At 69.0% G+C, this 24,136-nt stretch carries 22 protein-coding genes, 1 pseudogene and 1 riboswitch; of the genes and pseudogenes, 14 read left to right on the plus strand and 9 right to left on the minus strand.

From position 1 onward, the window contains the following. Positions 1-298: 298 nt before the first annotated feature. From JAV51_RS19475 to JAV51_RS19510, 9 genes and pseudogenes are all read left to right on the plus strand, one after another. Entirely contained in the window at positions 299-1,738 is a 1,440-nt protein-coding gene (locus JAV51_RS19475; protein ID WP_197322198.1) for an MBOAT family protein, read from the plus strand. Positions 1,739-1,858: 120 nt separating this feature from the next. Then, on the plus strand, positions 1,859-2,266 hold the full coding sequence (locus tag JAV51_RS19480) for a hypothetical protein (protein WP_197322199.1): 408 nt from the start codon (positions 1,859-1,861) through the stop codon (positions 2,264-2,266). Positions 2,267-2,358: 92 nt separating this feature from the next. Then, entirely contained in the window at positions 2,359-3,093 is a 735-nt protein-coding gene (locus tag JAV51_RS19485) for an ATP-binding cassette domain-containing protein (RefSeq protein WP_307845945.1), read from the plus strand. Next, a complete protein-coding gene (locus JAV51_RS19490) occupies positions 3,090-4,361 on the plus strand; it encodes a hypothetical protein (protein ID WP_197322200.1) in 1,272 nt (423 codons plus the stop codon). Before JAV51_RS19485 ends, JAV51_RS19490 begins: the two co-directional genes overlap by 4 nt. Continuing rightward, on the plus strand, positions 4,358-4,975 hold the full coding sequence (locus JAV51_RS19495) for a hypothetical protein (RefSeq protein ID WP_197322201.1): 618 nt from the start codon (positions 4,358-4,360) through the stop codon (positions 4,973-4,975). The genes JAV51_RS19490 and JAV51_RS19495 overlap by 4 nt, the downstream gene beginning before the upstream one ends. A gap of 50 nt (positions 4,976-5,025) precedes the next feature. Next, positions 5,026-5,202, plus strand: a pseudogene (locus JAV51_RS20565) (LysR family transcriptional regulator); the annotation flags it as partial. Positions 5,203-5,224: 22 nt separating this feature from the next. Beyond that, positions 5,225-5,491, plus strand: a complete 267-nt coding sequence (locus JAV51_RS20350) for a LysR substrate-binding domain-containing protein (protein WP_307845946.1) — start codon at positions 5,225-5,227, stop codon at positions 5,489-5,491. Positions 5,492-6,007: 516 nt separating this feature from the next. After that, entirely contained in the window at positions 6,008-7,597 is a 1,590-nt protein-coding gene (locus JAV51_RS19505) for a serine/threonine-protein kinase (protein ID WP_197322202.1), read from the plus strand. Positions 7,598-7,694: 97 nt separating this feature from the next. Further along, on the plus strand, positions 7,695-8,246 hold the full coding sequence (locus JAV51_RS19510) for a DUF4200 domain-containing protein (protein WP_197322203.1): 552 nt from the start codon (positions 7,695-7,697) through the stop codon (positions 8,244-8,246). Positions 8,247-8,249: 3 nt separating this feature from the next. Here the strand turns inward: JAV51_RS19510 and JAV51_RS19515 are convergent, their stop codons facing one another. The 5 genes from JAV51_RS19515 to JAV51_RS19535 all read right to left on the minus strand — a co-directional run bounded on the left by JAV51_RS19515 (position 8,250) and on the right by JAV51_RS19535 (position 15,296). After that, positions 8,250-9,596 (minus strand): DUF2252 domain-containing protein, encoded by a 1,347-nt coding sequence (locus JAV51_RS19515; protein WP_005441620.1) that lies wholly within the window; start codon positions 9,594-9,596, stop codon positions 8,250-8,252. A 183-nt stretch (positions 9,597-9,779) separates the two neighbouring features. Further along, positions 9,780-12,068 carry a 5-methyltetrahydropteroyltriglutamate--homocysteine S-methyltransferase gene (metE, locus tag JAV51_RS19520; RefSeq protein WP_197322204.1) on the minus strand — a complete coding sequence of 763 codons (2,289 nt, stop codon included), beginning with the start codon at positions 12,066-12,068 and terminating at the stop codon, positions 9,780-9,782. A gap of 135 nt (positions 12,069-12,203) precedes the next feature. Next, a riboswitch (cobalamin riboswitch) is annotated at positions 12,204-12,443 on the minus strand. 444 nt (positions 12,444-12,887) lie between these two features. Beyond that, positions 12,888-13,577: a hypothetical protein gene (locus JAV51_RS19525; protein ID WP_197322205.1), complete on the minus strand. Its 690-nt coding sequence runs from the start codon at positions 13,575-13,577 to the stop codon at positions 12,888-12,890. A 65-nt stretch (positions 13,578-13,642) separates the two neighbouring features. Continuing rightward, positions 13,643-14,443, minus strand: a complete 801-nt coding sequence (locus tag JAV51_RS19530; RefSeq protein ID WP_197322206.1) for an SDR family oxidoreductase — start codon at positions 14,441-14,443, stop codon at positions 13,643-13,645. A 52-nt stretch (positions 14,444-14,495) separates the two neighbouring features. Further along, on the minus strand, positions 14,496-15,296 hold the full coding sequence (locus JAV51_RS19535) for a DivIVA domain-containing protein (protein WP_197322207.1): 801 nt from the start codon (positions 15,294-15,296) through the stop codon (positions 14,496-14,498). Between the two features lie 118 nt (positions 15,297-15,414). Here JAV51_RS19535 and JAV51_RS19540 point away from each other — a divergent pair, with 118 nt between their 5' ends. Next, entirely contained in the window at positions 15,415-16,644 is a 1,230-nt protein-coding gene (locus tag JAV51_RS19540) for a DUF445 domain-containing protein (RefSeq protein WP_197322208.1), read from the plus strand. Here the strand turns inward: JAV51_RS19540 and JAV51_RS19545 are convergent. Genes JAV51_RS19545 through JAV51_RS19555 form a run of 3 tightly spaced genes read right to left on the minus strand, consistent with a single transcriptional unit; the run spans position 16,595 to position 19,320 of the window. Beyond that, entirely contained in the window at positions 16,595-17,497 is a 903-nt protein-coding gene (locus tag JAV51_RS19545) for a metal ABC transporter permease (RefSeq protein ID WP_197322209.1), read from the minus strand. The genes JAV51_RS19540 and JAV51_RS19545 overlap by 50 nt on opposite strands. Positions 17,498-17,557: 60 nt before the next feature. Next, entirely contained in the window at positions 17,558-18,370 is an 813-nt protein-coding gene (locus JAV51_RS19550; RefSeq protein ID WP_307845947.1) for a metal ABC transporter ATP-binding protein, read from the minus strand. Positions 18,371-18,381: 11 nt separating this feature from the next. After that, on the minus strand, positions 18,382-19,320 hold the full coding sequence (locus tag JAV51_RS19555; protein WP_197322211.1) for a metal ABC transporter solute-binding protein, Zn/Mn family: 939 nt from the start codon (positions 19,318-19,320) through the stop codon (positions 18,382-18,384). 165 nt (positions 19,321-19,485) lie between these two features. Here JAV51_RS19555 and JAV51_RS19560 point away from each other — a divergent pair, with 165 nt between their 5' ends. The 4 genes from JAV51_RS19560 to JAV51_RS19575 are packed head-to-tail and all read left to right on the plus strand — an operon-like array spanning position 19,486 to position 23,049. Beyond that, entirely contained in the window at positions 19,486-20,586 is a 1,101-nt protein-coding gene (locus JAV51_RS19560) for a LacI family DNA-binding transcriptional regulator (RefSeq protein ID WP_197322212.1), read from the plus strand. A 58-nt stretch (positions 20,587-20,644) separates the two neighbouring features. Next, positions 20,645-21,136, plus strand: coding sequence for a carbonic anhydrase (locus tag JAV51_RS19565; RefSeq protein WP_197322213.1), 492 nt, complete (start codon positions 20,645-20,647; stop codon positions 21,134-21,136). A 26-nt stretch (positions 21,137-21,162) separates the two neighbouring features. Next, positions 21,163-22,044: an A/G-specific adenine glycosylase gene (locus tag JAV51_RS19570; RefSeq protein WP_197322214.1), complete on the plus strand. Its 882-nt coding sequence runs from the start codon at positions 21,163-21,165 to the stop codon at positions 22,042-22,044. Between the two features lie 60 nt (positions 22,045-22,104). Continuing rightward, positions 22,105-23,049: a peptidoglycan recognition family protein gene (locus JAV51_RS19575; RefSeq protein ID WP_197322215.1), complete on the plus strand. Its 945-nt coding sequence runs from the start codon at positions 22,105-22,107 to the stop codon at positions 23,047-23,049. A gap of 53 nt (positions 23,050-23,102) precedes the next feature. Here JAV51_RS19575 and JAV51_RS19580 read toward each other — a convergent pair whose 3' ends face one another. Beyond that, positions 23,103-23,861 (minus strand): TetR/AcrR family transcriptional regulator, encoded by a 759-nt coding sequence (locus JAV51_RS19580; protein ID WP_197322216.1) that lies wholly within the window; start codon positions 23,859-23,861, stop codon positions 23,103-23,105. Between the last annotated feature and the right edge of the window lie 275 nt (positions 23,862-24,136).

The raw sequence follows: 24,136 nt of genomic DNA on the forward strand, positions 1-24,136 counted from the left end.
GTCCCGCCCCGTCCCGTCCCGGAACTGCGAACACCCGTGCACAACCCGCGGACACGAGTGCACAACCCGAGGACACGCCGACGAACGGCGCCGTTGCCGGCGTGTCCTCGGTTCTCGTACTCGTGTCCTCGGTTCTCGTACTCGTGTCCTCGGTTCTCGTACTCGTGTCCTCGGTTCTCGTACTCGTGTCCTCGGTTCCGGGCGGGCAGGGTCTCGATCGGGGTGCGCCATGTTCGCCTCGACGGGGGACGGCCTCCGTTAGAGTCACCCTGCGCGATCGTGACCAGGGGGCCGTTGAATGTCGTTCGTCTCGCCACTGTTCCTGTGGTACTTCATGCCCGCGGTGCTCATCGCGGTGCTGGTGCTACCGCGGAGCTGGCGCAACGGCATCGTCGCGGTCGGCAGCCTGATCTTCTACGCCACGGGTGCCGGCGCGTTCACGCTCCTGCTCCTGGCGTGCATGGTGGTGAACTACGCGGCGGGCCCAGCGCTGGAACCGAACCCGTGGAGTCCCCCACGCCTGCATTCCCGACGGCGCACGCTGCTCATCTGCGTCATCGCCTTCGACCTGTCGATCCTGCTGGTCTGGAAGTACGCCGGGTTCGCGACGGAGCAGATCGCGTGGTTCGCACAACTCTTCGGCGGGGACTTCCCCGTCGCCGAACTCGCGCTGCCCATCGGTATCTCGTTCTTCACCTTCCACCACATCTCGTACGTGGTGGACATCTACCGCGGTGAACGGCCCGCGCTGCGCAACCCGGTGTCGTTCGGCACCTACATCTCCATGTTCCCGCAGCTCGCGGCGGGCCCCATCGTGCGATACCACGAGATCGCCGACCAGCTCCCGCAGGAGCGGTCGCACCGCCTGGACGACATCGCGGCGGGCTTCCCCCGGTTCGCGCTCGGGCTGTGCAAGAAGGCGGTCATCGCCGACTCGCTCGCGCCGCTGGTGGACGCCTGCTTCTCCACGCCGTCCGAGGACATGACGTTCGCGATCGCGTGGCTCGGCGCGATCGCCTACACGTTGCAGCTCTACTTCGACTTCTCGGGTTACTCGGACATGGCCATCGGGCTCGGCCGCATGCTGGGTTTCCGACTGCCGGAGAACTTCGCCCGCCCGTACTCGTCGGTGACCGTGACGGAGTTCTGGCGGCGCTGGCACATGTCGCTGTCGCGGTGGTTCCGCGACTACGTCTACATCCCGCTCGGCGGCAACCGGGGCGGTGCGGCGAAGACCTACCGCAACCTGTGGATCGTCTTCCTGCTGACCGGTTTCTGGCACGGCGCCGCATGGACGTACGTGGTGTGGGGCGTCTACCACGGCGTGCTGCTCGTGATCGAACGCGCGACCGGGCGCGACCGCACACCGCACTCCCCCGGCGCTCGACTCGGCCGACGCGTGCTCACGTTGCTGCTGGTGATCGTCGGCTGGGTGTTCTTCCGGGCACCCGACCTCGGCTACGCGTTCACGATGATCGGCAACATGCTGCTGCCGGACTTCACCGGCCTGACCGAGGTCGTGGGGGCGGCGTTCACCAACCAACGCCTCGTCCTGCTCCTGCTCGCGCTGGTGGTGTTCTTCCTGCCCGCCTCCCCCGTGACGGGCCCGCTCCTGGAGTCGGCTCGCACCAAGCCCGCCGCCGCGCTGCGGGTCACGGTGATGACGGTGGGCGCGCTCTACGCCGCCATCCTCGTCGCCACGGGCACCTTCAGCCCGTTCCTGTACTACCAGTTCTGACGGAGCAGGTAGCCCAGTTGCGACACCGTTGACTCTTCCGGGTGAAGGAAACGAAATCCTCTCACTCTGCGTGCGCAGCGTCCCTAGCGTGATGTCGTCATTCACGAGGGGAGAGTGCACATGAGATTGCGCAAGTACGTCGGTGCCGCACTGATCGCTGGGGCGATGACGACAGGTGTGGGGGCACTGTCGGTGCCGGCCTTCGCGGCCAACCCGTCATCCGACGGTGACATGTCGGCCATGGCGTGCGGGGTCAAGGCTTATCAGCCGACGCAGTCAGGCACGACGCTCACCGGTCGCACTGGGCGCGGTGGGTGTTCGAACACGACCACGTATCTGTGGTCGTACGTCAAGCGGGACATCAACAACTGGCCGGACGCGACACACGCCTCGAATTACGACACCTACGTGACGAACGGCTGGGTCGACGCCCGAGGAGCGTGCGGTCCTGGTGCCCGTTATTACACGGAGGGCGCAGCGACACCGCTCGGTGCATCCGACGAGTCCGGGCATCCATGGCGGTGCTGAGAGACGCTGAGTGACCGCGGTGGGGTGGCCGGTGCGTGCGCGTCACCCCACCGCCGTGTTTCGGCAGACATCGTGAAGGTTGACGGGGGAACGTGAACACCATCGAACTTGAGGGGATCAACATCCGCTACGGCCGCAAGCACGTGCTTCGCGATCTGGAGTGGACGATTCAGCCCGGGATCACCGGGCTTCTGGGGGAGAACGGGGCCGGGAAGACGACGCTGTTGTCGGTGCTGGCTGGATTGCGCCGCCCGGATTCCGGGACGGTCGACTTCAGTGGGGCGTCCGCAGCGCCGCGGTTCGGTTTCGTGCCGCAGCGGTTCTCCACACCACCGGAGATGCGGGTGATGGACACGGTGAGTTATGCGGCCTGGGTCAACGGCCTCGCTCGCCGGGACAGCCACGACGCCGCTGTGCGGGCGTTGGAGGCTGTCGATCTCGCGGACCGTGCGCGCGACCGGGTGCGGTCGTTGTCGGGTGGTCAGCGGCAGCGGCTGGGGATCGCGGCAGGTCTTGCGCACGCTCCGGACGTCCTGGTGTTGGACGAGCCCACCGTGGGGCTCGACCCGGCGCAACGGGTCCGGGTGCGTGAGGTCGTGGCGTCGCTGGGCCGCTCGCGGACGGTGCTGCTCTCGACCCACGTGCTCGAGGACGTGCATCACCTGTGCGACCGCGTGGGGCTGTTGACCGGAGGTCGGATCGCCTTCGACGGCACGGTGTCCGAGATCAAGCACAAGATGCACGCCCAGGAGAGCGGTGGCCTGGAATCCGCGCTGGAGCGCGGATATCGCACGCTGATGGACGAGCTGGGTGGTGGCGTGCAGTGAACGGTCGCCGTTCGTGGTTCTGGCCGCTCAACGGTCTGTTCGTGCTGCTCCCCGCTGTGCTGATCTTCGTGGTGGTCCTGGTGCGGACTCACCCGATGTGGTCGTGGCCGTATCCGGTGTGGGTGCAGACGTCGGCGCACTGGCATCAGCAGTTCACCTTCGCCGGTCCCATCGCCGGTGCCATGGCGGCGCTGTGGGCGGTGCGGTTGAACGGAGCCGACAGGATCTGGTCCCAGTTCGCCGCGCCGCGGGTGGGCAGTGGCGTCGTGGTTCGGCACCTGGGTCTGTTGACCGCCTGGTTCGTCGGCGCCTACGTCCTCGCGTTGCTGCCCTTGACGGTGACGACAGCCGTCAAGGGAGGGATCGGAGAGCCCGAGCCTCTGGTCATGGCATCGGGTGTGCTCGCCATGGCAGCGGTCACGGCGTTGGGCTACGTCGTCGGCACACTCGTGCGCTCGTTGGCGGCCGTCCCGATCCTCGCTGTGGCGCTGTACTGCTTGGACGCCTTCGCCGCCTACGGCACCGACACCTTCGGTGCGATCGTGCCGCAGCTCTACGTCGACCCGGTCCTCGGGCTGACCGAATCGACGTCGCTGGTCGTCTTCCGACTGGCCCTCTTCCTCACCGTGGCTGCCGCCTCGACCACGCTGGCGGCCACCGTGCTGCGACGTCGGGCCACCGGTCGGTACCGCTCACCACTGATGCAGGCGCGTGACGTGGCCGTCTACGCCCTCGCCCCGGTGGTCCTCGTGAGCACGGCCGTCGTCACCACGCCGGACCTGTTCGAGATCGAAGCCAGCGCCGACGAACGCACCTGCACGACCGCCCAGGGGCTGGAGTTCTGCGTACACGAGAACAACGCGCCTCGGCTGGACGGCATGATCGAGGCGTTCGAGCCCGTTCTGGCCCGCTACGGCACGACACCGAGCCAGTTCGACGCGATCTGGGACCACACGCTGCTGCTGCACCAGCCGATGAGCGGCCTGCCCGTCGACGGTGTGGTCGTCACCAGATTGGACCCCGACGGCTCGGTCGACACGATGTCCTCGGGCATCCTGATGACGCTTTCCGGTGTCGGCCTCTGCGCGACACCCCCTCCGCCGCAGGTGGAGCAGTTGCAGGCCAACCTCTACGACTACCTCGACACCGGCGCACTCACCGGCCTCCTGAGCGGACTGCGACCGCACCAGGTTCACGCCTGGATCGACAGGCACAACGACCAGCTGGCCACCTGCTCCCTCGGCGAACAGGACGTGCCGCACACATGATCCGGATCATCCTCGCCAGCCGGTCCGCTCACTGGGCCCTGGCGGCGCTGCTGTGCGCCGCCGGGCTCAGTGCCCTCATCGGCACCCACGTCCTTCGCATCGAGCTCGCACCCGCACGCCCGGAGAAACTGCCGCTGGCCGAACTCTGCGCCATCCTCGCCGCCACGACGCTGGCCATCATCACCCGCCCCCGTCTCTGGGAATGGGACCGCGTCGCCCACACCCACCGCGCACGCGCCGTCGCCGCCGTGGTCGCCGCCACCGGGGTCGCGCTTCCGGCCGCCTGCGTTCTGGCCGTCGTGCCGCAACTACCCGACGGCACACCCTGGGACTGGGTCCTGGCCGACATCCTCGCGCTCTCGGCGACCCTCTGGCTGGCGACACCGTTTCTCGGCCCGCTGTGGTCCGGACTGACGACGCTGCTGCTCTGGCTCCTCTGCGGGGCACTGCACAACGTCCAGCCCGACCTGACGCCCTACCTACCGACGTCGGGCTACACCGAAGCCGAAGCGCACTGGCCGATGACCCTCGTGCTGATCATCACCGCCCTCGCCGTACACCTCCGCACTCTCGGCACCGTCGCCGGCCACCGCGCCCGCGAGGACCCGAGCTGACCGGACTCGGCCCACACCCCGTGCGGGTAGGTGCGATTACCGTCTGGGGTATGTCGCGCATCGACCCTGTGCCTGGCTACACCCTTCGTCAGCTCGCGGCGTTCGTCGCGGTCGCGGAGACCGGCACGATCAACGCCGCGGCGGAGCGCGTTCACCTGTCGCCGTCGGCGCTGGCGGGGGCGCTCACCGATCTCGAGAAGGCGTTGAGGGTGCAGTTGACGCGCTCGACCTGCCGCCGGGCAGCAGACGGTGCGCCTGTCCTCCCGTGCCCCTGCCGTGTCGCTGGCACCCGAGCATCCGCTCGCGTCGGTCGACGGACCGCTGCGCCTGTCCGACCTCGCCGACGAGCCCATGGTGCGGCTCGACGCGCCGCCGAGCTCCCACCACGCGATGGAGGTGTGCCAGTTCGCGGGATTCGCGCCGAAGATCGGGTACCGGACGCAGAACTTCGAGACCGCCCGGGGTGGACGCTGCTGGTGCAGCGCCCGGAACGCAGCTCGCCACCCCGGTGGGTGAGCTTGAGGTGGCGGTTGAGCTGCACGGTCCCGTGTTCGCGTCCGCGCACGGGCGAGAGGATCTGCCAGTGCGTTTCCCGACCTGCGACGGTCGGAAGTACGCGCACTCTCGCCGGGTGACACGCTCTTCCTCTACACGACCAGGGTGTTTCAAGAACCCCACGCGGGACCGGGGCCGTGTCATCGCCGCCGGGACGGCGACAAGCGCGGTGACACCTTTGGAGGAGCCGGTACGGGTTGGTGGTCGAACCTTTCCGGTCGGCTGCGACGTCACGTTCTCCACAGCGGCTCCCTGGGGGCACGGGGTCGAGCTGGGGACGCTCGTCGACGGACTCGACGTCTTCGCCGGGACGGGCCAGGCGTGGAGTATCCGGCTGCGACGCCCACTCGTCGCGCTCAGCGGTGGCGACGCCACGCTACTCCGGCGCCGTCTCGACGCCGTTGCGCCACAACCGCTCGCGGACGTCCTGGCACCATACGCGCGGTGGTGGAACACACCGAGACGTGAAGGAGACAGGTGAGGCAGCGCACAATCGGGCACGGCCGCTACGAACTCCAGCCGCTCGCCCGGGGCGGGATGGGTGACGTCTGGGTAGGCCACGACACGAGACTCGACCGCGAGGTCGCCGTGAAGTTCGTGCGGTTCACAGACGGGGTTCCCGAGAACGAGATCGTGCGCCGGTTCGTGCGGGAATCCCGCATCACCGCGCGCATCCGCCACCCGGGCGTTCCGGCGATCTTCGACGTGGGCACCGATGACGGTAAGCCCTACCTGGTGATGGAGCGCGTGCACGGAATCAGCGTCAGCGACCTCCTCGCGCAGGAGGGTCGACTGTCCATCGACTGGGCGGCCACCATCGCGGCGCAGACCTGCGCCGTACTCACCGCGGCGCACCGCGAGTCACTCGTCCACCGTGATCTGAAGCCGAGCAACCTCATGCTCGAGCCCGACGGCACCGTCAAGGTGCTCGACTTCGGACTCGCCGTCGCACTCGACCTCGCCGGCATGTCACGTATCACCCGCACGGGCCAAAATGTCGGCACCCCCGCCTACATGGCGCCCGAACAGGTTCTCGCAGCCATGAGTGAACCCCGCACGGACCTCTACGCCCTCGGCTGCACTGTCTACGAGATGCTCACCGGACAACCGGTGTTCACCGGACAGACGTCCTACACAGTCATGAACAAGCAGGTGGGTGAGCGTCCGGAACCTGTGAGGTCGTTGCGCCCGGAAGTTCCCCCCGAGCTGGACGCGCTGGTCGGTGAGCTCGTGGAGAAGAAGCCGGAGGACCGACCCGGGTCGGCGCAGGAGGTGTACGAGCGGCTGTTGCCGTTCGCTGTCGAAGTCGGCCCGATCCCGGGCGTACTCACACCGCCGAACGTGCGGAGCCCGGTGCGGATGTACGCCACTGTGGTCGGTCACGCCTTCGCCGGGTCGGTCGGTGTACCTGAGACGCCCACCGAGGACGCGGCGGACAGTCGACGCACCGAGCAGGACGAAAGGCCTGGTCCCGGTGAATCCGGTCCGACGCCATTTCGCGGGCCGATCACTCGGGACGAACTCGAAGAGGCCCGAGCGGACGCCGGCGAGCTCGCCACGCAGACCCGCTACCGGGAGGCTGCCGAAGTACTCGCGGCCGTGGCCGAAAGCGCGGCCGAGACCTTCGGCGAAGCCGACGACGAAGTGCTGACGGTGCGACTCGAACTCGCGAATGTGTTGTTCGAGGGAGGTGACTATCATGCCGCCGCCCCGGCGTACGAGAAGTTGGTCGCGTACCTCGTCGAACGGGACGGCCGCGACAGTGAGCTGGCGTTCCGGTGCCGCGCCCAGTACGCGGAATGCCAGGCCAGACTGGGCAAGACCGAGGATGCGGTGACTGTGGCCATCGACCTGCTCGAAGACCTCGACCGTGTGTACGGTGGCGCCGATCCCCGTACTCTCGATCTACGTCGACAGATCGGCCTGTGGCAGTTGGCCGCTGGACGTCATGGCGAAGCCGGCTCGACACTACGACGGCTGCTGGACGACCTTGTGCTCCACCACGGCGAACGGCATCCCACCGTGCCGTACGTGCGTGATCTCCTCGCCGGTCTCCGGGAAAACTGAAAAGTCCGTCACAACTAGGCAACAACCACGACGTGGCCGCAACGGACGAGGGAACGGACCCGACGAACACGCGCACGCTCGTTCGAAGGGAAACCCCATGTCCAAGGCCTTCACACCACTACCCACCCCGGGCCCTGTCTCGGCTCCGGCCCGCTCGAAGCCGAGGCGCTGGCCCTGGCTCACCGGGTGCGCCGCCGCGTTCCTGCTCGGCCTCGCCGTCGGCGCCGTCGGTGACAGCAAGGCGACCAAGGTCGTCACCGAGCAGGTCGAAGTTCCCGGAGAGATCCCCGGGGAGCAGCGGGAGGCCCTCCAACAGCGGGAGGCCGAACTCGACGAGCGCAACATCGAACTCGACGAGCGCAGCACCGAACTCGACGCCCGGGAGGCGGCCCTTCAAAAGGAGGAGCAGGAAGTCGCTGCCAACACCATCGGCGAAGGGGTCTGGACCGTCGGGGTGGACATCGAGCCCGGCACCTACCGCGCCACAGACGTGAGCTCGATGTGCTACTGGGAGATCCGCCAGACCGGTGTCACCGGGTTCGAGGGAGTGATCAACAACGGCCTCCCGGGTGGCGGCAACCCCTCGGTGACCTTGTCGGAAGGCCAAGACTTCCAGACGAACCGCTGCGGTGAGTGGACTAAGCAGTGACCCTCACCAGGCCACCGACGACTGCACTCCCGGGATCTCGCCGCCACGGAAGGCGTTGACGAAAAGCCGGTGGTCCTCGCGCGTCTGCACGGCGTAGCGCATGCCGAACTCGGTCAGCGACCGCACGAACTCCGTGTCGTCTCGTCCCACCGCCTCGGCGATGGCCTGCTCCACCTGAAACGTCACGAGCGTCTGCTTCGAGTCGGCATCGGCCACGCAATGCATCTTCGCCGTCGCGCGGCCGAGGTAGTCGAGCACGGAAGCCATGTCGGAGGGCTCGGTGAGGTCCGACCAGTCGAGGTCCTGGACGTAGGGCGACAGCTCCGACACCACGAATCCGGTACCGCCGATCTCCGTGTGGCCGAGCCACGGATCGGCGTGCGCCTGCAACGCGCGTTGTGACACGGCGGTGCGGTGCCCGTGGTGCCGGAAGTACCGGTGGATGCGCTCGTCGGGCACGATACGGCTGGGCGCGGCCACGTTGCCCTGCTTCATCGACAGCACGACGTCGTTCTCCAACGCCTGGGTACGGCCCTCCACCAGAACGTTGTACGCGGGCAGCCCGGCCGAGCCGATACCGAAGCCCTGCCGCCCGACGATGTCCTTCACCTCGTACGTCAGGCTTCCGAAGCGCTTGTTCTCGGGGATCGTGCGTAGGTACTGGCCGAAGGCGCGCGTGGCGGCGGCGTGTTCGGCCTCGTCCAGCTCTCGCACCCCGGCTCCGCGCCGGAAGCGCCGGTCGTGACCGTCCACCACCGTGAGGTGCTCCAGCAACTCCACGCGCGTCTTCATGCGGGCGTCCAGGAGTACCTCGTGCACGATTCCGTCGGTGGTGTCGAGCTGCAGCCGGTACTTCTGGTCACCCGGGTGCTCGGCGAAGTGTCGCACCTGGGAGAGATAGGCGCGCAGGTACATCTCGGCGAGCCGCCGGATACCGTTGTCGGAGACGGCCTTGTTCCACGCCAGCAGTGCCACGCTCGCCACGAGCCTGCGCAGGTCCCACGTGAAACTGCCGAGGTATGCCTCGTCGAAGTCGTTGACGTCGAACACGAGCACGCCCGAGGAGTCCATGTACGTGCCGAAGTTCTCGGCGTGCAGGTCACCCTGGATCCACACCCGGCCGGTGCGCTCGTCCGCCCACGGGTCGTCGACGGCGGCCATGTCGTGGTAGAAGACGCAGGCCGCGCCCCGGTAGAAGCTGTAAGGGTCGGCCGCCATCTTGCGGAACTTCTTGCGGAACGCCGCCGGGTCGGCCCGCATCAGCTCGTCGAAGGCGTTCACCAGCACGTCGACGATCTCCGCGCGCCGCTGATCGCTGTGTTGCCGCACCTGTGCCACCGGGTCACTCATGGGGCACCTCGCGCTCGTCGGAGGGGCCGTTGCCTTCTCAAGCCTCACACGCGCGGGACCCGCCCGCAGTGTCGACCGCGGTGGCGAGAACCCGGGTGTGCGGCCCTCGGCGACCTGTGAAGGCCACCGGTGACGGTTCCCGCGCCGCCACCGTCCGAGCTCGTGGCGGCGCGGGAGCCCCTGCTATCCCAGCGTGCGCCGCACCTCGGTGGCCGCGGCGACCAGGTTGCGCAACGCGGGCTCCACCTCGGCGTAGCCTCGGGTCTTCAGCCCGCAGTCCGGGTTCACCCACAGCCGTGGGGACGGCACCGACGCCAGTGCGGCCCGCAGGAGTTCGACGATCTCGGCCACCTCCGGCACCCGCGGGGAGTGGATGTCGTACACGCCGGGCCCGACTCCGCGCGCGAATCCGGCGGCCCCCAAATCGCCCAGCACCTCCATCCGCGACCGCGCGGCCTCGATGCTGGTAACGTCGGCGTCGAGCGCGGCGATCGCGTCGATGACGTCGCCGAACTCCGAGTAGCACAGGTGCGTGTGCACCTGCGTGCTCACTCGTGCACCCGACGTGGCCAGCCGAAACGCCTCCACGGCCCAGTCCAGGTACTCCTTGTGCCGGTGGGCCCGCAACGGCAACAGCTCCCGCAGCGCTGGTTCGTCCACCTGGATCACGCCGAGTCCCGCGGCCTCCAGGTCGGCGATCTCGTCGCGGATGGCCAGGGCCACCTGCTTCGCCGTGTCCGCGAGCGGCTGGTCGTCACGCACGAACGACCACGCCAGGATCGTCACCGGTCCGGTCAGCATGCCCTTCACCGGCCGGTCCGTGAGGCTCGCCGCGTACGCGGCCCACTCGACGGTGATGGGTTCAGGCCGGGACACGTCGCCGAACAGGATGGGCGGGCGCACACAGCGCGACCCGTACGACTGGACCCAGCCGTGCTCGGTGTCCGCGAAACCGGCGAGGTGCTCGGCGAAGTACTGCACCATGTCGTTGCGTTCGGGCTCGCCGTGCACGAGGACGTCGAGCCCCAGCTCCTCCTGCAACCGCACCACCCGCTCGATCTCCGCGCGCATCCGGCTGGTGTAGGTGGCGTGGTCGATACCGCCTCGGCGCAGGGCGGCCCTGCTCCTGCGCACATCGGCGGTCTGCGGGAACGATCCGATGGTGGTCGTCGGCAACGGTGGCAGCCGCAGCGCCTCCTGCTGAGCCTCCCGGCGGACGTCGTAGTCGGTCCGGCGGGTGTCCTGAGGCCGCAGCCCCGCCAGGCGACGCCTGACCTGCTCGTCTCGCACCCGTTCGGCGTTCACCCGGTCGGTGACCACTCGCCGAGCCGCGGCGAGTTCCTCGGCCACCGCGTCGCGCCCCTCGCGCAGTGCCCTGCCGAGGACGACGACCTCGTGCACCTTCTGCCGCGCGAACGCCAGCCACGAGGCCACCTGCGGGTCGAGGTTCGGCTCCGCTTCGACGTCGTAGGGCACGTGCAGCAGCGAACACGACGTGCTGACGGCGACCTCGCCCGCCAGGCCGAGCAGTGTGGCCGCCGTGGTGAGGGCACGGTCGAGATCGGTGCGCCAGACGTTGCGGCCGTCGACCAGTCCGGCCACCAGCGTCTTGTCCCGCAGGCCCGGCAACGCGGCCAGTGAGTCCAGGCCCGGGTCACCGGCCACGAAGTCGACTCCCACGGCCTCGACGGGGGCGTCCGACAGGATCTCCAGTGCCTCCCCGAGGTCACCGAAGTAGCCGGCAACGAAGAGCTTCGGACGCTCGGCCAGCGAGCCGAGCGAGCGGTACGCCTCGCGGAGTGCCGCGAGTTCGGCTTCGGTGCGGTCGGTGGCGAACGCTGGCTCGTCGAGCTGCACCCATTCCACACCGGCACGGGCGAGTTCGCGCAACAGTTCGGCATAGGCGTCGACCAGTTCGTCCACTGTGTCCAGCGGACGGAATCCGGGAGCCGCTTCGGAATCCGATTTGGACAAAAGGAGGAACGTCACCGGACCCACCAGCACGGGCCGGACGGGAATGCCGAGCTCGTCGGCCTCCCGAACCTGCCCCAGCACACCGTGGTCGGCGAGGAAGAACCGCGTGTCCGGCCCGATCTCCGGCACGAGGTAGTGGTAGTTGGTGTCGAACCACTTCGTCAGCTCCAGCGGCGGCGTCGACTCCACGCCCCTCGCCATGGCGAAGTAGGTGTCGAGTGGGCTCAGTCCCAGGTCCGCGTACCGGCGGGGCACGGCTCCGAAGGTCACCGCCGTGTCGAGTACGTGGTCGTAGAAGGAGAACGTGTTGCCGGGTACCGAGTCGAGTCCGGCCTGGCGCAACGAACGCCAGGTGTCGGCACGCAGGTCGCGAGCGATGTCCCGCAACTCGGCCTCGCTGATGCGCGACGCCCAGTAGTTCTCCAGCGCTCGTTTGAGTTCCCGGTTCGGTCCGATCCTGGGATAACCGAGTACGGTCGATCCGATTGTGCTGGTCAAGGCTCTCTCCTCGCGAGCTCGACGGCGGCACCGGACGTGCGACGGCGGCCTCGCAGGCGAGCGGGTGGCGACGCGACGTCGCCGAACCACTCGTCCGCCGGGGTTGCCCGCGAACGCCCGGAGGTCACGCACACCGGCGGTGTGCGCACCGGTGGCAGGTCTTCGGACTCGCGGGCACGACCCGGCTCCCACCCGGGGCTCCTACTGACCGTCGCTTCCCAGGCCGTGTGGCCCAGTGCGTTGGAACCGGTCGAGCGACCGGCCACGGCGTTCGTTCCCACTCACCGCTGCGGGGCAGTCCCGGATTCCCACCGGGTTCCCTCTTGCCTCGCCCACCGCCTCGGCGGAGGACGAACCACCAGCGCGTCTCACTGTAGTGACGGCATGGTGCTTGACAAGGGAACCCGACCGAGCGGTTCGCCTGCCCGGCCGGCCGCCGCCCGTAACACTGTGTGCTTTCGTTCCGACAAAGTGTCGAACATCACCTCGACCGCCGCCCCGCGGCGCGGAAACGGAGGAACGGATGGGCCGTCGCAAGCGCAGACAATCCCGAGCTGGCTCGGATCCCCTCATCCGCCACCGCGACAGGATCGCGTCGCTGGAACATCGGGTGGCCGGGCTTGCCAATTCCGAGAAGCAGCGACAGCAGGCCAACGCCATTCGCACGGAGATTCACACGGTTCTCCTGAATCTGAAGCACGTTCCGCGCTCGCCGTCCCGGGAGGAACGGGAGCGCAGAAACCAGTCGACCTCGGTCTACACCGTCAGTGGTGGCCTACCCGGGCTGGGTAGACGCCGCTGACGTCCCCGAGGCCGCCCTCACGCCTCCGGCTCGTCCGGCACGAACGCGAGCTGGTCGGGGTGGAAGGCGTCGCGGCGGGGCGGCGGCAGCCAGGCCTCGGGGCGGCTGCTCTTCTGCCTGCCGAGCTCGGCGAAGTTCAGCGGCAGCGAGAGGTCGGCGTGGTAGACGGCGGCGTCGCGGACCGGTTCCATCGCCAGATCGGCCGGTTCCATACCGACGCCGACGGCCACGAGGTAGGCGTCGGCGAGCGCGGTCGAGAACGCCGCCCAACCGCCCGCGAAACGCCAGACCCGGGCCCTGACCTGGGCGCCCTCGATGCGCCACCACACGATGGGCCAGTCCGCGTAGCGGCGGGCCTGCTTCTCGGCGTGCTCGACGAGCGCGGGAATGAGGCCGTCGGGCCGGGTCACCGTGCTGTCGGGCAGGGTGACGTTGACGGCGCCGAACGCGCCGCTGAAGGCGACCTCCACGAGCGGGTCCTTGCCGTTCGGGCACATGACCGCCTCGTAGCGTGCCTTCGGCAGGGTGCCGACACGCACGCCGTTGTCCGAGTCGGGTTCCCTGTGCCCGAGCCACAACGCCCAGGGCGGCGTACCGGGCAGCCCCTCGAAGAAATCCACCCAGCGTGCACCGCGGAAGGTCTCGTCGAGGCCGTACACCTGGAAGTCGACGACCGACGATGTCTGGGGGACGGCGTTGGAGTCCACTCGACGATAGTGCACCGTCGGCGCTGGTCCGGCAGCTCGATGTCACCCCCGCCCGGGGACCGGCGTCACCGCTGCCAGCGGCGGAAACCGCCCTCGGCGTCGACGACGTTGGCGGTGATGGTGCCCGCGTCCTCGCTCAGCAACAGCGACACCACCGCCGCCGCCTCGTCGGGACTGTTCCACCGGCCCCGGGGGAGTTGGTCGGCGACCGAGGCGGTCAGGGCCTCGTGGGCCCACCCCGTGTCCGTCGGGCCCGGATTGACGGTGTTGACGGTGATCCCGTCGTCGATCAGCGCGTCCGACAAAGTCCAGGTGAGCTGGTGCAACGCGCCTTTCGTGGTGGCGTACGGGATCTCCGACGCCATGGGAGCCAAGTGCTGTCCGGACGTGAACAACACGACCCGGCCCGATCTCGGCCGGGGCTGGGCGTCCCGGTACTGGCGCGCGAACGCCTGCACCAACAGCAACGTGGCCCGCACGTTGACGGCCCACGTCAGATCGAGTTCGGTGGCGCTCACCTCGTCGAGGGTCGCCACCGAACTCCGCGCGTGGTTGGCGATCACCGTGTCGATCGACCCGAACCGCGCCACCGCCGCACGAATCACCCGATCAGGGGCGGCCGGGTCGGCGAAGTCGGCCTCCAGATGCCCGAGCGCGTCCGCGTACGAGGGGGTGTCGCCCTCCCCGCGCGCGAGTTCGTCGAGCACTCCGTCGATGCCTCGTGGGTCCGCCCCCCAGGGCTCGGTCGCGTCGTACGGCGACCACGACTGCACGAACACCCGATGTCCGTCGGCGAGCAGTCGGCGCGCGATGGCGAACCCGATGCCGTTGCTTCTGCTGACCCCGGTGACGAGCACGGTACGCATGATCGGCACTCTCACCCAGATCTCGGGTGACGGCAACCGAGTTACGGACGGCTCAGGCCGGCTGCTTCTCCTTCGACTTCGACTTCGTCTTCCGGACAGCGACGGCGTCCTCGGCCTCGATCTCCGCCAGGCTCGGGTCCGACCCCAGCCGTTCGACCGCGGTCTGCAACGCCGAGTGGGTCGCGGAGAGCCGTTCGTGCACCACGGAACGCAGCTCGTACGCCTCCTTACGCAGGGTCCTGGCCTCGGCCAGCCTCGCCTCGGCGTCGCTGATCATCGCCTGGGTCCTCTCCTCGGTGGTCCGGGTGAGTTCCGCGGCCTCCTTCTCGGTCTTCTCCCGCAGCGCGGCGAGTTCGCTCTCGACGCTTTCGCGGAGCTCTTCGCGCCGCTGCTCGGCCTCCTTGTCCAGCCGTTCCCGTTCGGCAGCGGCGTCCGCGGCGAGCTTCTCCGCCTCCGCCTGCGCCCGGGCCCGGGTCTTCTCGGCGTAGGCGTCGGCGGCGGCGCGCACGTCCGCGGCCTCCTTGTCGGCCTTCGCCTTCAGCTCCGCGATCTCCTCCTCCGCGAGCTGCATCATGGTCTTGACCCGTTCGGTCATGGCGGCCGGTCCTGCCGGGTCCTCCACCATGCGGGCCAGCGCGTTCTTCGTGTCGTTGAGTTCCTTCTGCGCGTAGCTCAGCGCTTTCGTCAGTTCGGCGACCGACGCCGTGGCCTCGTCCCGGTGACGCGCCGCGTTGGCGAGTTCGGTGTTCAGCTTGGCGATGTGTTCGTCCACCTGGGCCTGGTCGTATCCGCGGAAAGCGGTCGGGAACAAGGTGGTCGTCGCCTGTGTGGGGGATGCCTGCGGTTCAACCATCCGGACACCATAATGAGTCCGGGTTGCCTCTCCAACCTTTCCGACGTCGTTTCCGGTGGATCAACCGCTGCGGGCGCCGAATGGTGGAACCGGAGGCATGCCGACGAAAGGGGTCGCGGTGGAAGCTGTTTTCGACGATCTCGCCGGTAACTGGCTTCTGTACGCGGCGATTCCCGTCGTGGCGGCGCTCATCGGGTACGTCACCAAGCGCGTGGCCATCGAAATGATGTTTCGCCCGATCGAGTTCATCGGCATCAAAGGAACCTTCCTCGGTTGGCAGGGTGTCGTACCCCGTCATGGGGGCCGGATGGCGGCCACGGCAACGGATCTGCTCACGAAGAACGTCCTCGACGTCGCAGACGTCTTCGCCCGGATCAACGCGGACCGGCTCGCCAGGGAGATCGAACAGCCGCTGTTGAAGGCCGTCGACGACATCACCCGCGAGGTCCTGGCAGAACATCACCCCCGCCTGTGGGAGCGACTGCCGCCGATGGCGCAGGACCTGGTCGTCAAGCACGTCCAGGCGGGCGCGCCCCGACTGGTGCGCACCGTCATGGACGAGCTGCGCCACGACGTCGCCGACATCCTGGACGTCCGGCAGTTGAGCGTGCAGCGGCTGACGCGCGACAAGCGGCTGCTCGTGAAACTGATCCGTGAAACGTCCAGACCGGAAATGGCGTTCATCGCCCGATCGGGTATTTATTTCGGTTTCTTCCTCGGCATCGTTCAGTCGATCGTGTGGGCAATGACGAAGAACCCGATCGTCATGCCGATCTTCGGTGCCTCGATCGGGTTGTTCACCGACTGGCTCGCGATCAAATTGATCTTCGTTCCGCGCGATCCGATCCGATTGCCGGGCGGGATTCTGCTGCACGGCATGTTCCAACGACGACGCGCCGAGGTCGCCCGGCAGTACGGCGAGATGATCGCGGGCGAGCTCCTCACGGTGGACAACGTGCTCGACACGCTCCTGCACGGGCCGCGCTCCGACCGGCTTCGGGCGATGGTTCGCACTCTCGTCGCCGAGGCGGTCGACGAACAGGCAGCCGCCGCGCGGCCGCTGGTCGACGCGACCATCGGAGGGGAACGGCTCGACCGGATCAAGGACTCCGCCGCGCAGAAGGCCATCGACCGGCTACCGGACACGCTCCAGCACGCCAAGGGCTATCTCGGTCGCGCGATGAACGTGGCGAACCTCGTGGAACAGCGCATGCTCCGCATGACCTCGACCGAGTACGAGAATCTCTTGCGACCCGCGTTCCGACAGGACGAGTGGAAGCTCGTCGCCGTCGGCGGGCTCATCGGCTTCGTGGTCGGGGAGCTGCAGGTTCTGGTGATGCTGCACTGACGGCCTCGCCGTTCACGCCCGCGGCCCGATTGCGGACGTACTCCACGACCCGGCAGGCCAGGTAGATCGTGAACGAGATCGCGGTGACGAAGAAGCTGACCGGTGCGCCCGGAGCCAGGGAGAGCACGATGCCTCCGAGAGCGGCCAGTTCCGCGAACACCACCGCGAGGATCGTGGCCCGCAACGGGCTGGCCGTCACCCGCGCGGCCGCGGCCGCCGGAGTCACCATCAACGCCACCACCAGCAACGCGCCGACGATCTGCACACCGAGCGCGGTGGCCGCACCGATGAGCACCGCGAACAACGGCGCCAGCCACGCGGCGGGCACTCCCCGGGCCGTCGCCACCGCGGGGTCGACGCTCGCGAACAACAACGGCCGGTACACGACGGCGAGCACCGCGAGCACCACCACCGCGGCGATCAGCAACACCGTCACGTCGGTCGGTTCGATGGCCACGATCTGGCCGACGAGGATGCCGAACTTGTTGGACGCCCGCCCGGGGTAGAACCACAGCAGCAACACGCCGAGGCCCAGCCCGAAGGCCAGGATCACGCCGATCACCGAGTCGCGGTCGGACTCCCGCCCTCCCAGGAGTCCCAGCAGCAGCGCGGCCAGCACCGCTCCGGCGAGCGCCCCGTACCCGACACCGACGCCGAGCAGCAGGGCCGCCGCGGCGCCCGTGAAGGCGAGCTCCGCCGTGCCGTGCACGGCGAACGACATCCGGCGCATCACGATGATCGGCCCGAGCGCCCCGGCCACGAGCCCCAGCACCGCCGCCGCGAGCAGCGCCGTCTGCACGAAGTCGAAGCCGAGCAGCTCCAGAGTCAGGTCGAAGTCGAACAGCTTGTCCATGTGAGCGCCTTCGAGTCGGTGCGGATGGGTGCGGGTCGTCCGGGGAGGTCGAGGTGTCGCTCAGGGATGGTGCACTTCGTCCTCGCACAACGCGCTCTGCGCACCCGCCACGTGGATCTGCCCTCCCACTCGCACGACCTCGATGCGCGAGCGGTACAGCTCGGACAGCGTCGACGACGTCATGACCTCGTCGGGCGTGCCGACCCGGAACTGTCCGTCGACGAGGTAGAGCACGCGGTCGACGTAGGGCAGGATCGGGTTGATCTCGTGGGTGACGAACAGGACCGCCGTGTTCGCCTCCCGCCTGCGCTCGTCGATGAGCTCCGCCACGATCCGCTGGTGGGCCAGGTCGAGCGACGCGAGCGGTTCGTCGCACAGCAGCACTTCCGGTTCTCCGATGAGCGCCTGGGCGACCCGGAGTCGTTGTTGCTCCCCGCCCGAGAGCGTGCCCACCGGAGCGTCGGCGTAGCGGCGCGCGCCGACGGCGTCGATCGCCTTCTCGATCCGTTCCCTGCGTCGGCGCAGGCCCCGCAGCCCGAGCCCCCACCGGTGGCCGTCGAGTCCGAGTCCCACGAGGTCGCGCCCCCGCAGGGTCAAACCCTCGTCCATGGCGCGTTGTTGCGGCACGTAGCCGACGCGCTCGTTGCCTCGGCCGGGCTGCCGCCCCGCCACGGTCACCGATCCCGCGCTCAGTTCCTGGAGCCCGAGCAGGACGCGCAGGAAGCTGGTCTTCCCGGAGCCGTTGGGACCGAGCACGGCCAGGAACTCGCCGGGTGCGACGTCGAGGTCGAGCCCCGACCACAGCGTCCGCTCACCGAAGCGCAGCGCCGCACCGCGGATGCCGACGGCGGCCCGCTTCGTGGCTACGTCCACCTGTTCACCGCTCACGCGTCCAGTGCCTTCGCGAGTGCTTCGACCTGTCCAGTCATCCACGCAAGGTAGTCCGTCTGTCCTTCGGGGAGCGTCTCGGTGACCTCCACGACCGGAGTACCCGCCTGCCGTGCCGCCTCGACGACCTTCTCCGTCGCGGGTGTGGCGGTCTGGGCGTTGCGGACCACGGCGTCGACCTTTTCTTCCACCAACGTCAGCATGCGCTGCTGGGCGGCCACGGGCACGTCGGTCTCGTTCTCCACCGCGGCGGCGAAGTCGTGGGGCGTGACGTCGGTCAGCCCGGCCTCGGTGATCAGGTGCGCCGCGATCGGTTCCGTGGCCGCCACGGTGGCGCCGCCGTGGCGCTCGGCGACGTCGGCGAGGTCGGCCCGCAACGTGTCGAGAGCGTCGGTGAACTCGGCGGCGTTGTCCTCGAAGGTCTGTTTCTGCTGCGGCAGCAGGTCGGCGAGCTCGGCCGCCACCTGATCGGCGACGGCGGAGACGGCCGCCAGGTCGTACCAGACGTGTTCGTTGCCGTGATCGTGTCCCGCGTGGTCGGAGTGGTCCGCGCCGGAGGCGTCGTCGTCGAGCTGGTCGACGGCCACCACGGCGGGTGCGTCGGCGTTCTCGGCGAGGCGGGGGAAGAAGTCGTCGTACCCGCCGCCGTTCCACACGAGCAGCTCGGCCGACGCCACCTCGGCCGCGTCGGCCGCTCCCGCCTGGAACGAGTGCGGGTCGGCGGCGGGGTCGTCGATGATCGCCGTCACGGTCACGTGGTCACCTCCGACAGCGGAGACGACGCTCGCCCAGACGTTGGTGGATGCGACGACCTGCACCACGTCGTCGGAGTCGTCGGCGCCGCCCGAGCCTCCCCCGCAGGCGGACATCGTCACAGCCAGGAGGACGGACACGGTGACGCCGGCCAGCGTGCGCCGACGGCGGGCGTGGTGCATCGGGAACCCCATCCACGTTGTTGGAAATGATTATCGATAACACTGTACCTGACGGTTCACCCCGTCACCCACCGATCGGGTGAATCCGACGGACACGCAGAGCAACCATGTGACGCGCGCTGGCTGCGGCTTCTGTCTACGGATCTGAACCGTTACGGTTTGTTCATGAACCGGCCGATGCGAACCAGGCGAGGTGCGACCTTGGCGTCGCTCGCCGCCGAACTGGGCGTGTCCAGGACGACCGTGTCCAATGCGTACAACCGGCCGGACCAGCTGTCTCCGGAGTTGCGCCGCCGCGTGTTGGAGACGGCACGCCGACTCGGTTACCCCGGCCCCGACCCGGTGGCCAGGTCGCTTCGCACCCGCAAGGCGGGCGCCGTCGGTCTGCTGCTGACCGAGAACCTGTCGTACGCGTTCCGCGACCCCGCCGCCGTGGGCGTGCTCGAAGGTCTCGCGCTCGCCTGCGAGGACGCGGGCGTGGGACTCCACCTCGTCCCGGCCAGCCCCGGTCGGGAAGAGGTCGCCGCCGTGCACCGCGCCGGCGTGGACGGGTTCGTCGTCTACTCCGTCCCCGACGACGACCCCCACCTCGCGGCCGTCCTGTCACGTCCCGTGCCCACCGTCGTGATCGACCAGCCCCGACTCGACGGCATCGACCGCGTCTCCCCCGACGACGAGACCGCCATCGTGCAGGTGGCCGAACACGTCGTCGGCCTCGGCCACCGTCAGATCGGCGTGCTGTGCATGCGGCTCGGCCGCGACCGCAACGACTCGTTCGCGTCGATCGACCGCCAGCGGACCGCGCACTACCACGTCCAACGCACCCGACTCGCCGCGCTCGCCAAGACCTTCGAGGCCGCCGGGGTCGACTGGAACACCGTGCCGGTGGTCGAGCGCTTCGACCACACCGTCGACGACGGCGCCACCGCCGCGCGGCAACTCCTCGACGCCCACCCGCGCGTCACGGCTCTCATCTGCACGTCCGACATCCTCGCTCTCGGCGCACTCGCCGAGGCCGGTCGACGAGGACTCCGCGTGCCCGCGGACCTGACGATCACCGGCTTCGACGGCATCGCCGAGGCGTCCCGCGCGGGACTCACCACGGTGCACCAGCCCGTGCTGGAGAAGGGCCGCGCCGCCGGGAAGCTGCTGCTCGGCGCGAACGACCGAGTCGGCGCGAAGGTGATCACGCTGCCCACCGAACTCCGGGTCGGCACGACGTCGGCGCCGCCCCGCACCGCCGAGGAACAATGGTTCGGCCCCTGAGAGGCCCCGGCTGCCCCGGCCGCACAACGTCGTCCGTCCCCGGCAGGATTGAGAGGCCATGACCGCGATCGACGATCTCCTGCGCCGCAATCGGGCGCTCGGCAACGTGATCCCCGGCGATCGGTCGTCGCCGCGCCCCTCGCTCCGGGTGGCGATACTGACCTGCATGGACGCGCGTATCCGCGTGTTCGAGATCTTCGGGTTGCTGCAGGGCGAGTCGCACGTGCTGCGTAACGCGGGCGGCGTCGTCACCGACGACATGATCCGTTCGCTCTCGCTGTCCCAGCGTAAGCTCGGCACCCGCGAGGTGCTGATCGTGCAGCACACCGACTGCGGCCTCAACCAGGTCACCGAGGACAGCTTCAAGGACGAGCTGGAGGAAGCCAGCGGCATGCGGCCCCCGTGGGCGGTGGAGGCCTTCCGCGACGTCGACGCCAACGTGCGGCAGTCCGTCGAGCGGGTCCGGCGCAACCCGTACCTGCTCCACACCGACTCCGTACGGGGCTTCGTCTACGACGTGAAGACCGGGGAGCTCCGCGAGGTCGCGTGAGCCGCCCCGGCTAGCCTTGTCGACCGATGTCCATCGACGCCGAGACACTCATCGACTGGTTCGACACCGCCGCCCGTGACCTTCCGTGGCGGCACGCGGACTGCACTCCGTGGGGCGTGCTGGTCAGCGAGATCATGCTGCAGCAGACCCCGGTGGCCCGGGTGCTGCCCGTGTGGCAGGAATGGCTGCGCCGATGGCCGACGCCGTCGGCTCTCGCGGCTGCGACGCAGGGCGAGGTGGTGCGGGCCTGGGGCAAGCTCGGCTACCCTCGGCGCGCCCTCCGGCTGCATGCCGCCGCCACGGCGATCGCGACCGAGCACGGCGACGAGGTGCCGGCCGACGTCGACACGCTTCTCGGGCTTCCGGGCATCGGCGCGTACACCGCGCGGGCGGTGGCCGCCTTCGCCTTCGGCCGTCGCGCGCCGGTCGTGGACACCAACGTTCGTAGGGTGGTTGCGAGGGCCGTCCACGGCGCCGGCGAGGCCGGTCCGCCGTCGACCAAACGGGACCTCGACGACGTCGAGAAGCTGCTTCCCGAAGGGCCGGACGAGCGCCCCGCAGCACGTTTCTCGGCCGCGCTGATGGAGCTCGGCGCACTGGTCTGCACGGCCCGCACACCACGGTGCGCCGACTGCCCGATCATCGACACCTGCGCCTGGCAAAAGGCTGGTCGACCTGCGTATACGGGTCCGACGCGACCGACCCAGCGCTACGGCGGCACCGACCGACACGTCCGCGGACTGCTGCTCGACGTCCTCCGGAACACCACCGGACCGGTGGCGAAGTCACGCCTCGATCAGGCGTGGCCGAAGGCCGGTCAGCGAGACGCGTGTCTCGCCTCCCTGCTGACCGACGGACTCGTGGAACAGACCGCCGACGGCCGGTTCGCGCTGCCCGGCGAGCATTGACAGATTTGCAGGGGCAGTTGGCAAGATCCTCACCTCACCGCCTGCGAGGGAGAGATCATCATGGCCCGAAAGCCCGTCTTCGACCGCCGCACGCTGTTGGTCGGCGGTGGCCTCGCCGTCACCGCCCTCGGAACCGCCGCCCTGACCGGTACCGCGAGCGCCTCCCCTGACCGGAATCGCCCGGTGCGTTCGGTGGCGGCACCGACCATGTACAGCACCGCCGACTGGGGCGCCCGGCCGCCGTCCGAGCCCGTCACCCTGCTCGACCGCAAGCCGACCTACATCGTCGTGCACCACACGGTGGAGCCCGGCAACACGGACGACTTCTCGCTCGACCGGGCGTTCGCGATCTCCCGCAGCATCCAGAACTACCACATGGACTCCAACGGCTGGATCGACAGCGGCCAGCAGTTCACCATCAGCCGCGGCGGCTACATCACCGAAGGCCGGCACCGCAGCATCGAGGCGCTGACCGGAGGAACCCAGCACGTCCTCGGCGCCAACGTCGCCGACCACAACAGCGAAGTCATCGGCATCGAGAACGAGGGCCTCTACATGGAGGTCGACGTGCCGCAGACGCTGTGGGACTCGCTCGTGTCGCTGGTGGCGTACATGGCCGCGCAGTACGACGTGAGCCCGGACCTGATCCGCGGCCACCGCGACTTCAACTCCACCGCCTGCCCCGGCGACGTCCTGTACGCGCGACTGCCCGAGCTGCGGGAGGAGGTCGCGGCCCGACTCGGCGTCGCGGTCAAGCAGCCCGCGCCGACGCCGCTGCTCCGGCCCGGCGACACCGGCGAGAACGTGCGGCTCGCCCAGCGTCGCCTCCGTGCGCGGGGCTACGACGTCCCCGTCGACGGCGTGTTCGGTGACGCGACCCGCGACGCCGTCGCGGCCTTCGCCGCCGACAACCGCATGGCCGAACCCACCTGCAAGGCGTGCGCCCAGTCCGACGAGCGCGGCTTCCTCGGCGTCGACCTGTGGGAGCGCCTCGCAGCCCGCTGACCGACACCTGAAGGCCGGGTCGTCCACGCGGACGGCCCGGCCTTCTGCGTTCGTCAGTCGCGCTCGGGAGCTGCCGGGAGCTCGTAGGAGATACCGAGGCGCTCGCAGATCGCGCGGCACATGCGCTCGTGCATCACGCTCATGTCGGGAAACGGCGTGCTCAACAGTCCGAACACGTCGAACGAGATCGAGGCGTAGATGCGCGACCAGCACTCGACGAAGACCAGGATCGCACCCAGCGGCATCGGGTCGAGCCGGACGACGGAACGGTAGCCCTCAAGCTGCTTCGACAGGCCGAATTCGAGCTCGCTCTCGTCAGGCACCTCGAACGGCTGCTGCTCCCACAGCCGCAGGTACCGCTCCCCGAACGCGCCGCCCACGGCGATCGTCCACGCCTCGGTGATCTCCCGGTGCAGGTGTCCCGCCACCGGTGGCGGCGCGGCGAAGACGAAACCGAACTCCGCGCGGTTCCGCGTCGCCCAGGCCGGAAAAGCCCTGATCATGGCCGTGATCTGCTGATCGGGGCGCTCGTCGGGGAATTTCGCGGCAGCGGCCCGCAACTCGCCCACGAGCTCGCCGATCAGATCCTCCGCCAACGCGAGCAGCAGGTCGTCACGACTGCGGTAGTAGCGGTAGATGGCGGGCGGCGTGATGCCGACCTCTCGGGCGATGGCGGCGAGCGTCACCGCGTCGATGCCGCCACCCACCAGGAGCCTACGCGCCGAACGGCGAAGGTCACGGTCCAAAGCGGCCCGAAGCCGCTCCCGCCGAGTCGTCGCCACCACACCTCCACCGAATGCCGCAGGCAGCATACGCGAACGACTGTGACACCGACACAGTCGTCTGCTATCCTCACGCCGCTGTCGTTAAGAGCCTTAACTACACTACGCCCCTTCGCTCGAACCACGAGCGTGACCAGCAGTTTTCCTCGGCAAGACGACTGTTTTCCTCGGACTGCGGCAACAAGGACGCCGCGTCCTCCGACCTACCCGGGCTCGGCCGGATCGACCGGCCGAGCGTGGCCGGGCCGCTGAGGGGGATGGCCCGGCCACACGGGTACACCGCTGTCGGCGGCCTTCGGCGCCGC

The sequence above is a fragment of the Saccharomonospora sp. NB11 genome (genome assembly GCF_015910535.1).
Classification (GTDB): domain Bacteria; phylum Actinomycetota; class Actinomycetes; order Mycobacteriales; family Pseudonocardiaceae; genus Saccharomonospora.

Bases quoted from the DNA above. Each gene is read 5' to 3' on its own strand.
- JAV51_RS19475 (WP_197322198.1), top strand. From the start codon at position 299: ATGTCGTTCGTCTCGCCACTGTTCCTGTGGTACTTCATGCCCGCGGTG.
- JAV51_RS19480 (WP_197322199.1), top strand. From the start codon at position 1,859: ATGAGATTGCGCAAGTACGTCGGTGCCGCACTGATCGCTGGGGCGATG.
- JAV51_RS19495 (WP_197322201.1), top strand. From the start codon at position 4,358: ATGATCCGGATCATCCTCGCCAGCCGGTCCGCTCACTGGGCCCTGGCG.
- JAV51_RS19510 (WP_197322203.1), top strand. From the start codon at position 7,695: ATGTCCAAGGCCTTCACACCACTACCCACCCCGGGCCCTGTCTCGGCT.
- JAV51_RS19515 (WP_005441620.1), bottom strand. From the start codon at position 9,596: ATGAGTGACCCGGTGGCACAGGTGCGGCAACACAGCGATCAGCGGCGC.
- JAV51_RS19530 (WP_197322206.1), bottom strand. From the start codon at position 14,443: ATGCGTACCGTGCTCGTCACCGGGGTCAGCAGAAGCAACGGCATCGGG.
- JAV51_RS19535 (WP_197322207.1), bottom strand. From the start codon at position 15,296: ATGGTTGAACCGCAGGCATCCCCCACACAGGCGACGACCACCTTGTTC.
- JAV51_RS19545 (WP_197322209.1), bottom strand. From the start codon at position 17,497: ATGGACAAGCTGTTCGACTTCGACCTGACTCTGGAGCTGCTCGGCTTC.
- JAV51_RS19555 (WP_197322211.1), bottom strand. From the start codon at position 19,320: ATGCACCACGCCCGCCGTCGGCGCACGCTGGCCGGCGTCACCGTGTCC.
- JAV51_RS19560 (WP_197322212.1), top strand. From the start codon at position 19,486: ATGAACCGGCCGATGCGAACCAGGCGAGGTGCGACCTTGGCGTCGCTC.
- JAV51_RS19565 (WP_197322213.1), top strand. From the start codon at position 20,645: ATGACCGCGATCGACGATCTCCTGCGCCGCAATCGGGCGCTCGGCAAC.
- JAV51_RS19570 (WP_197322214.1), top strand. From the start codon at position 21,163: ATGTCCATCGACGCCGAGACACTCATCGACTGGTTCGACACCGCCGCC.
- JAV51_RS19575 (WP_197322215.1), top strand. From the start codon at position 22,105: ATGGCCCGAAAGCCCGTCTTCGACCGCCGCACGCTGTTGGTCGGCGGT.
- JAV51_RS19580 (WP_197322216.1), bottom strand. From the start codon at position 23,861: ATGCTGCCTGCGGCATTCGGTGGAGGTGTGGTGGCGACGACTCGGCGG.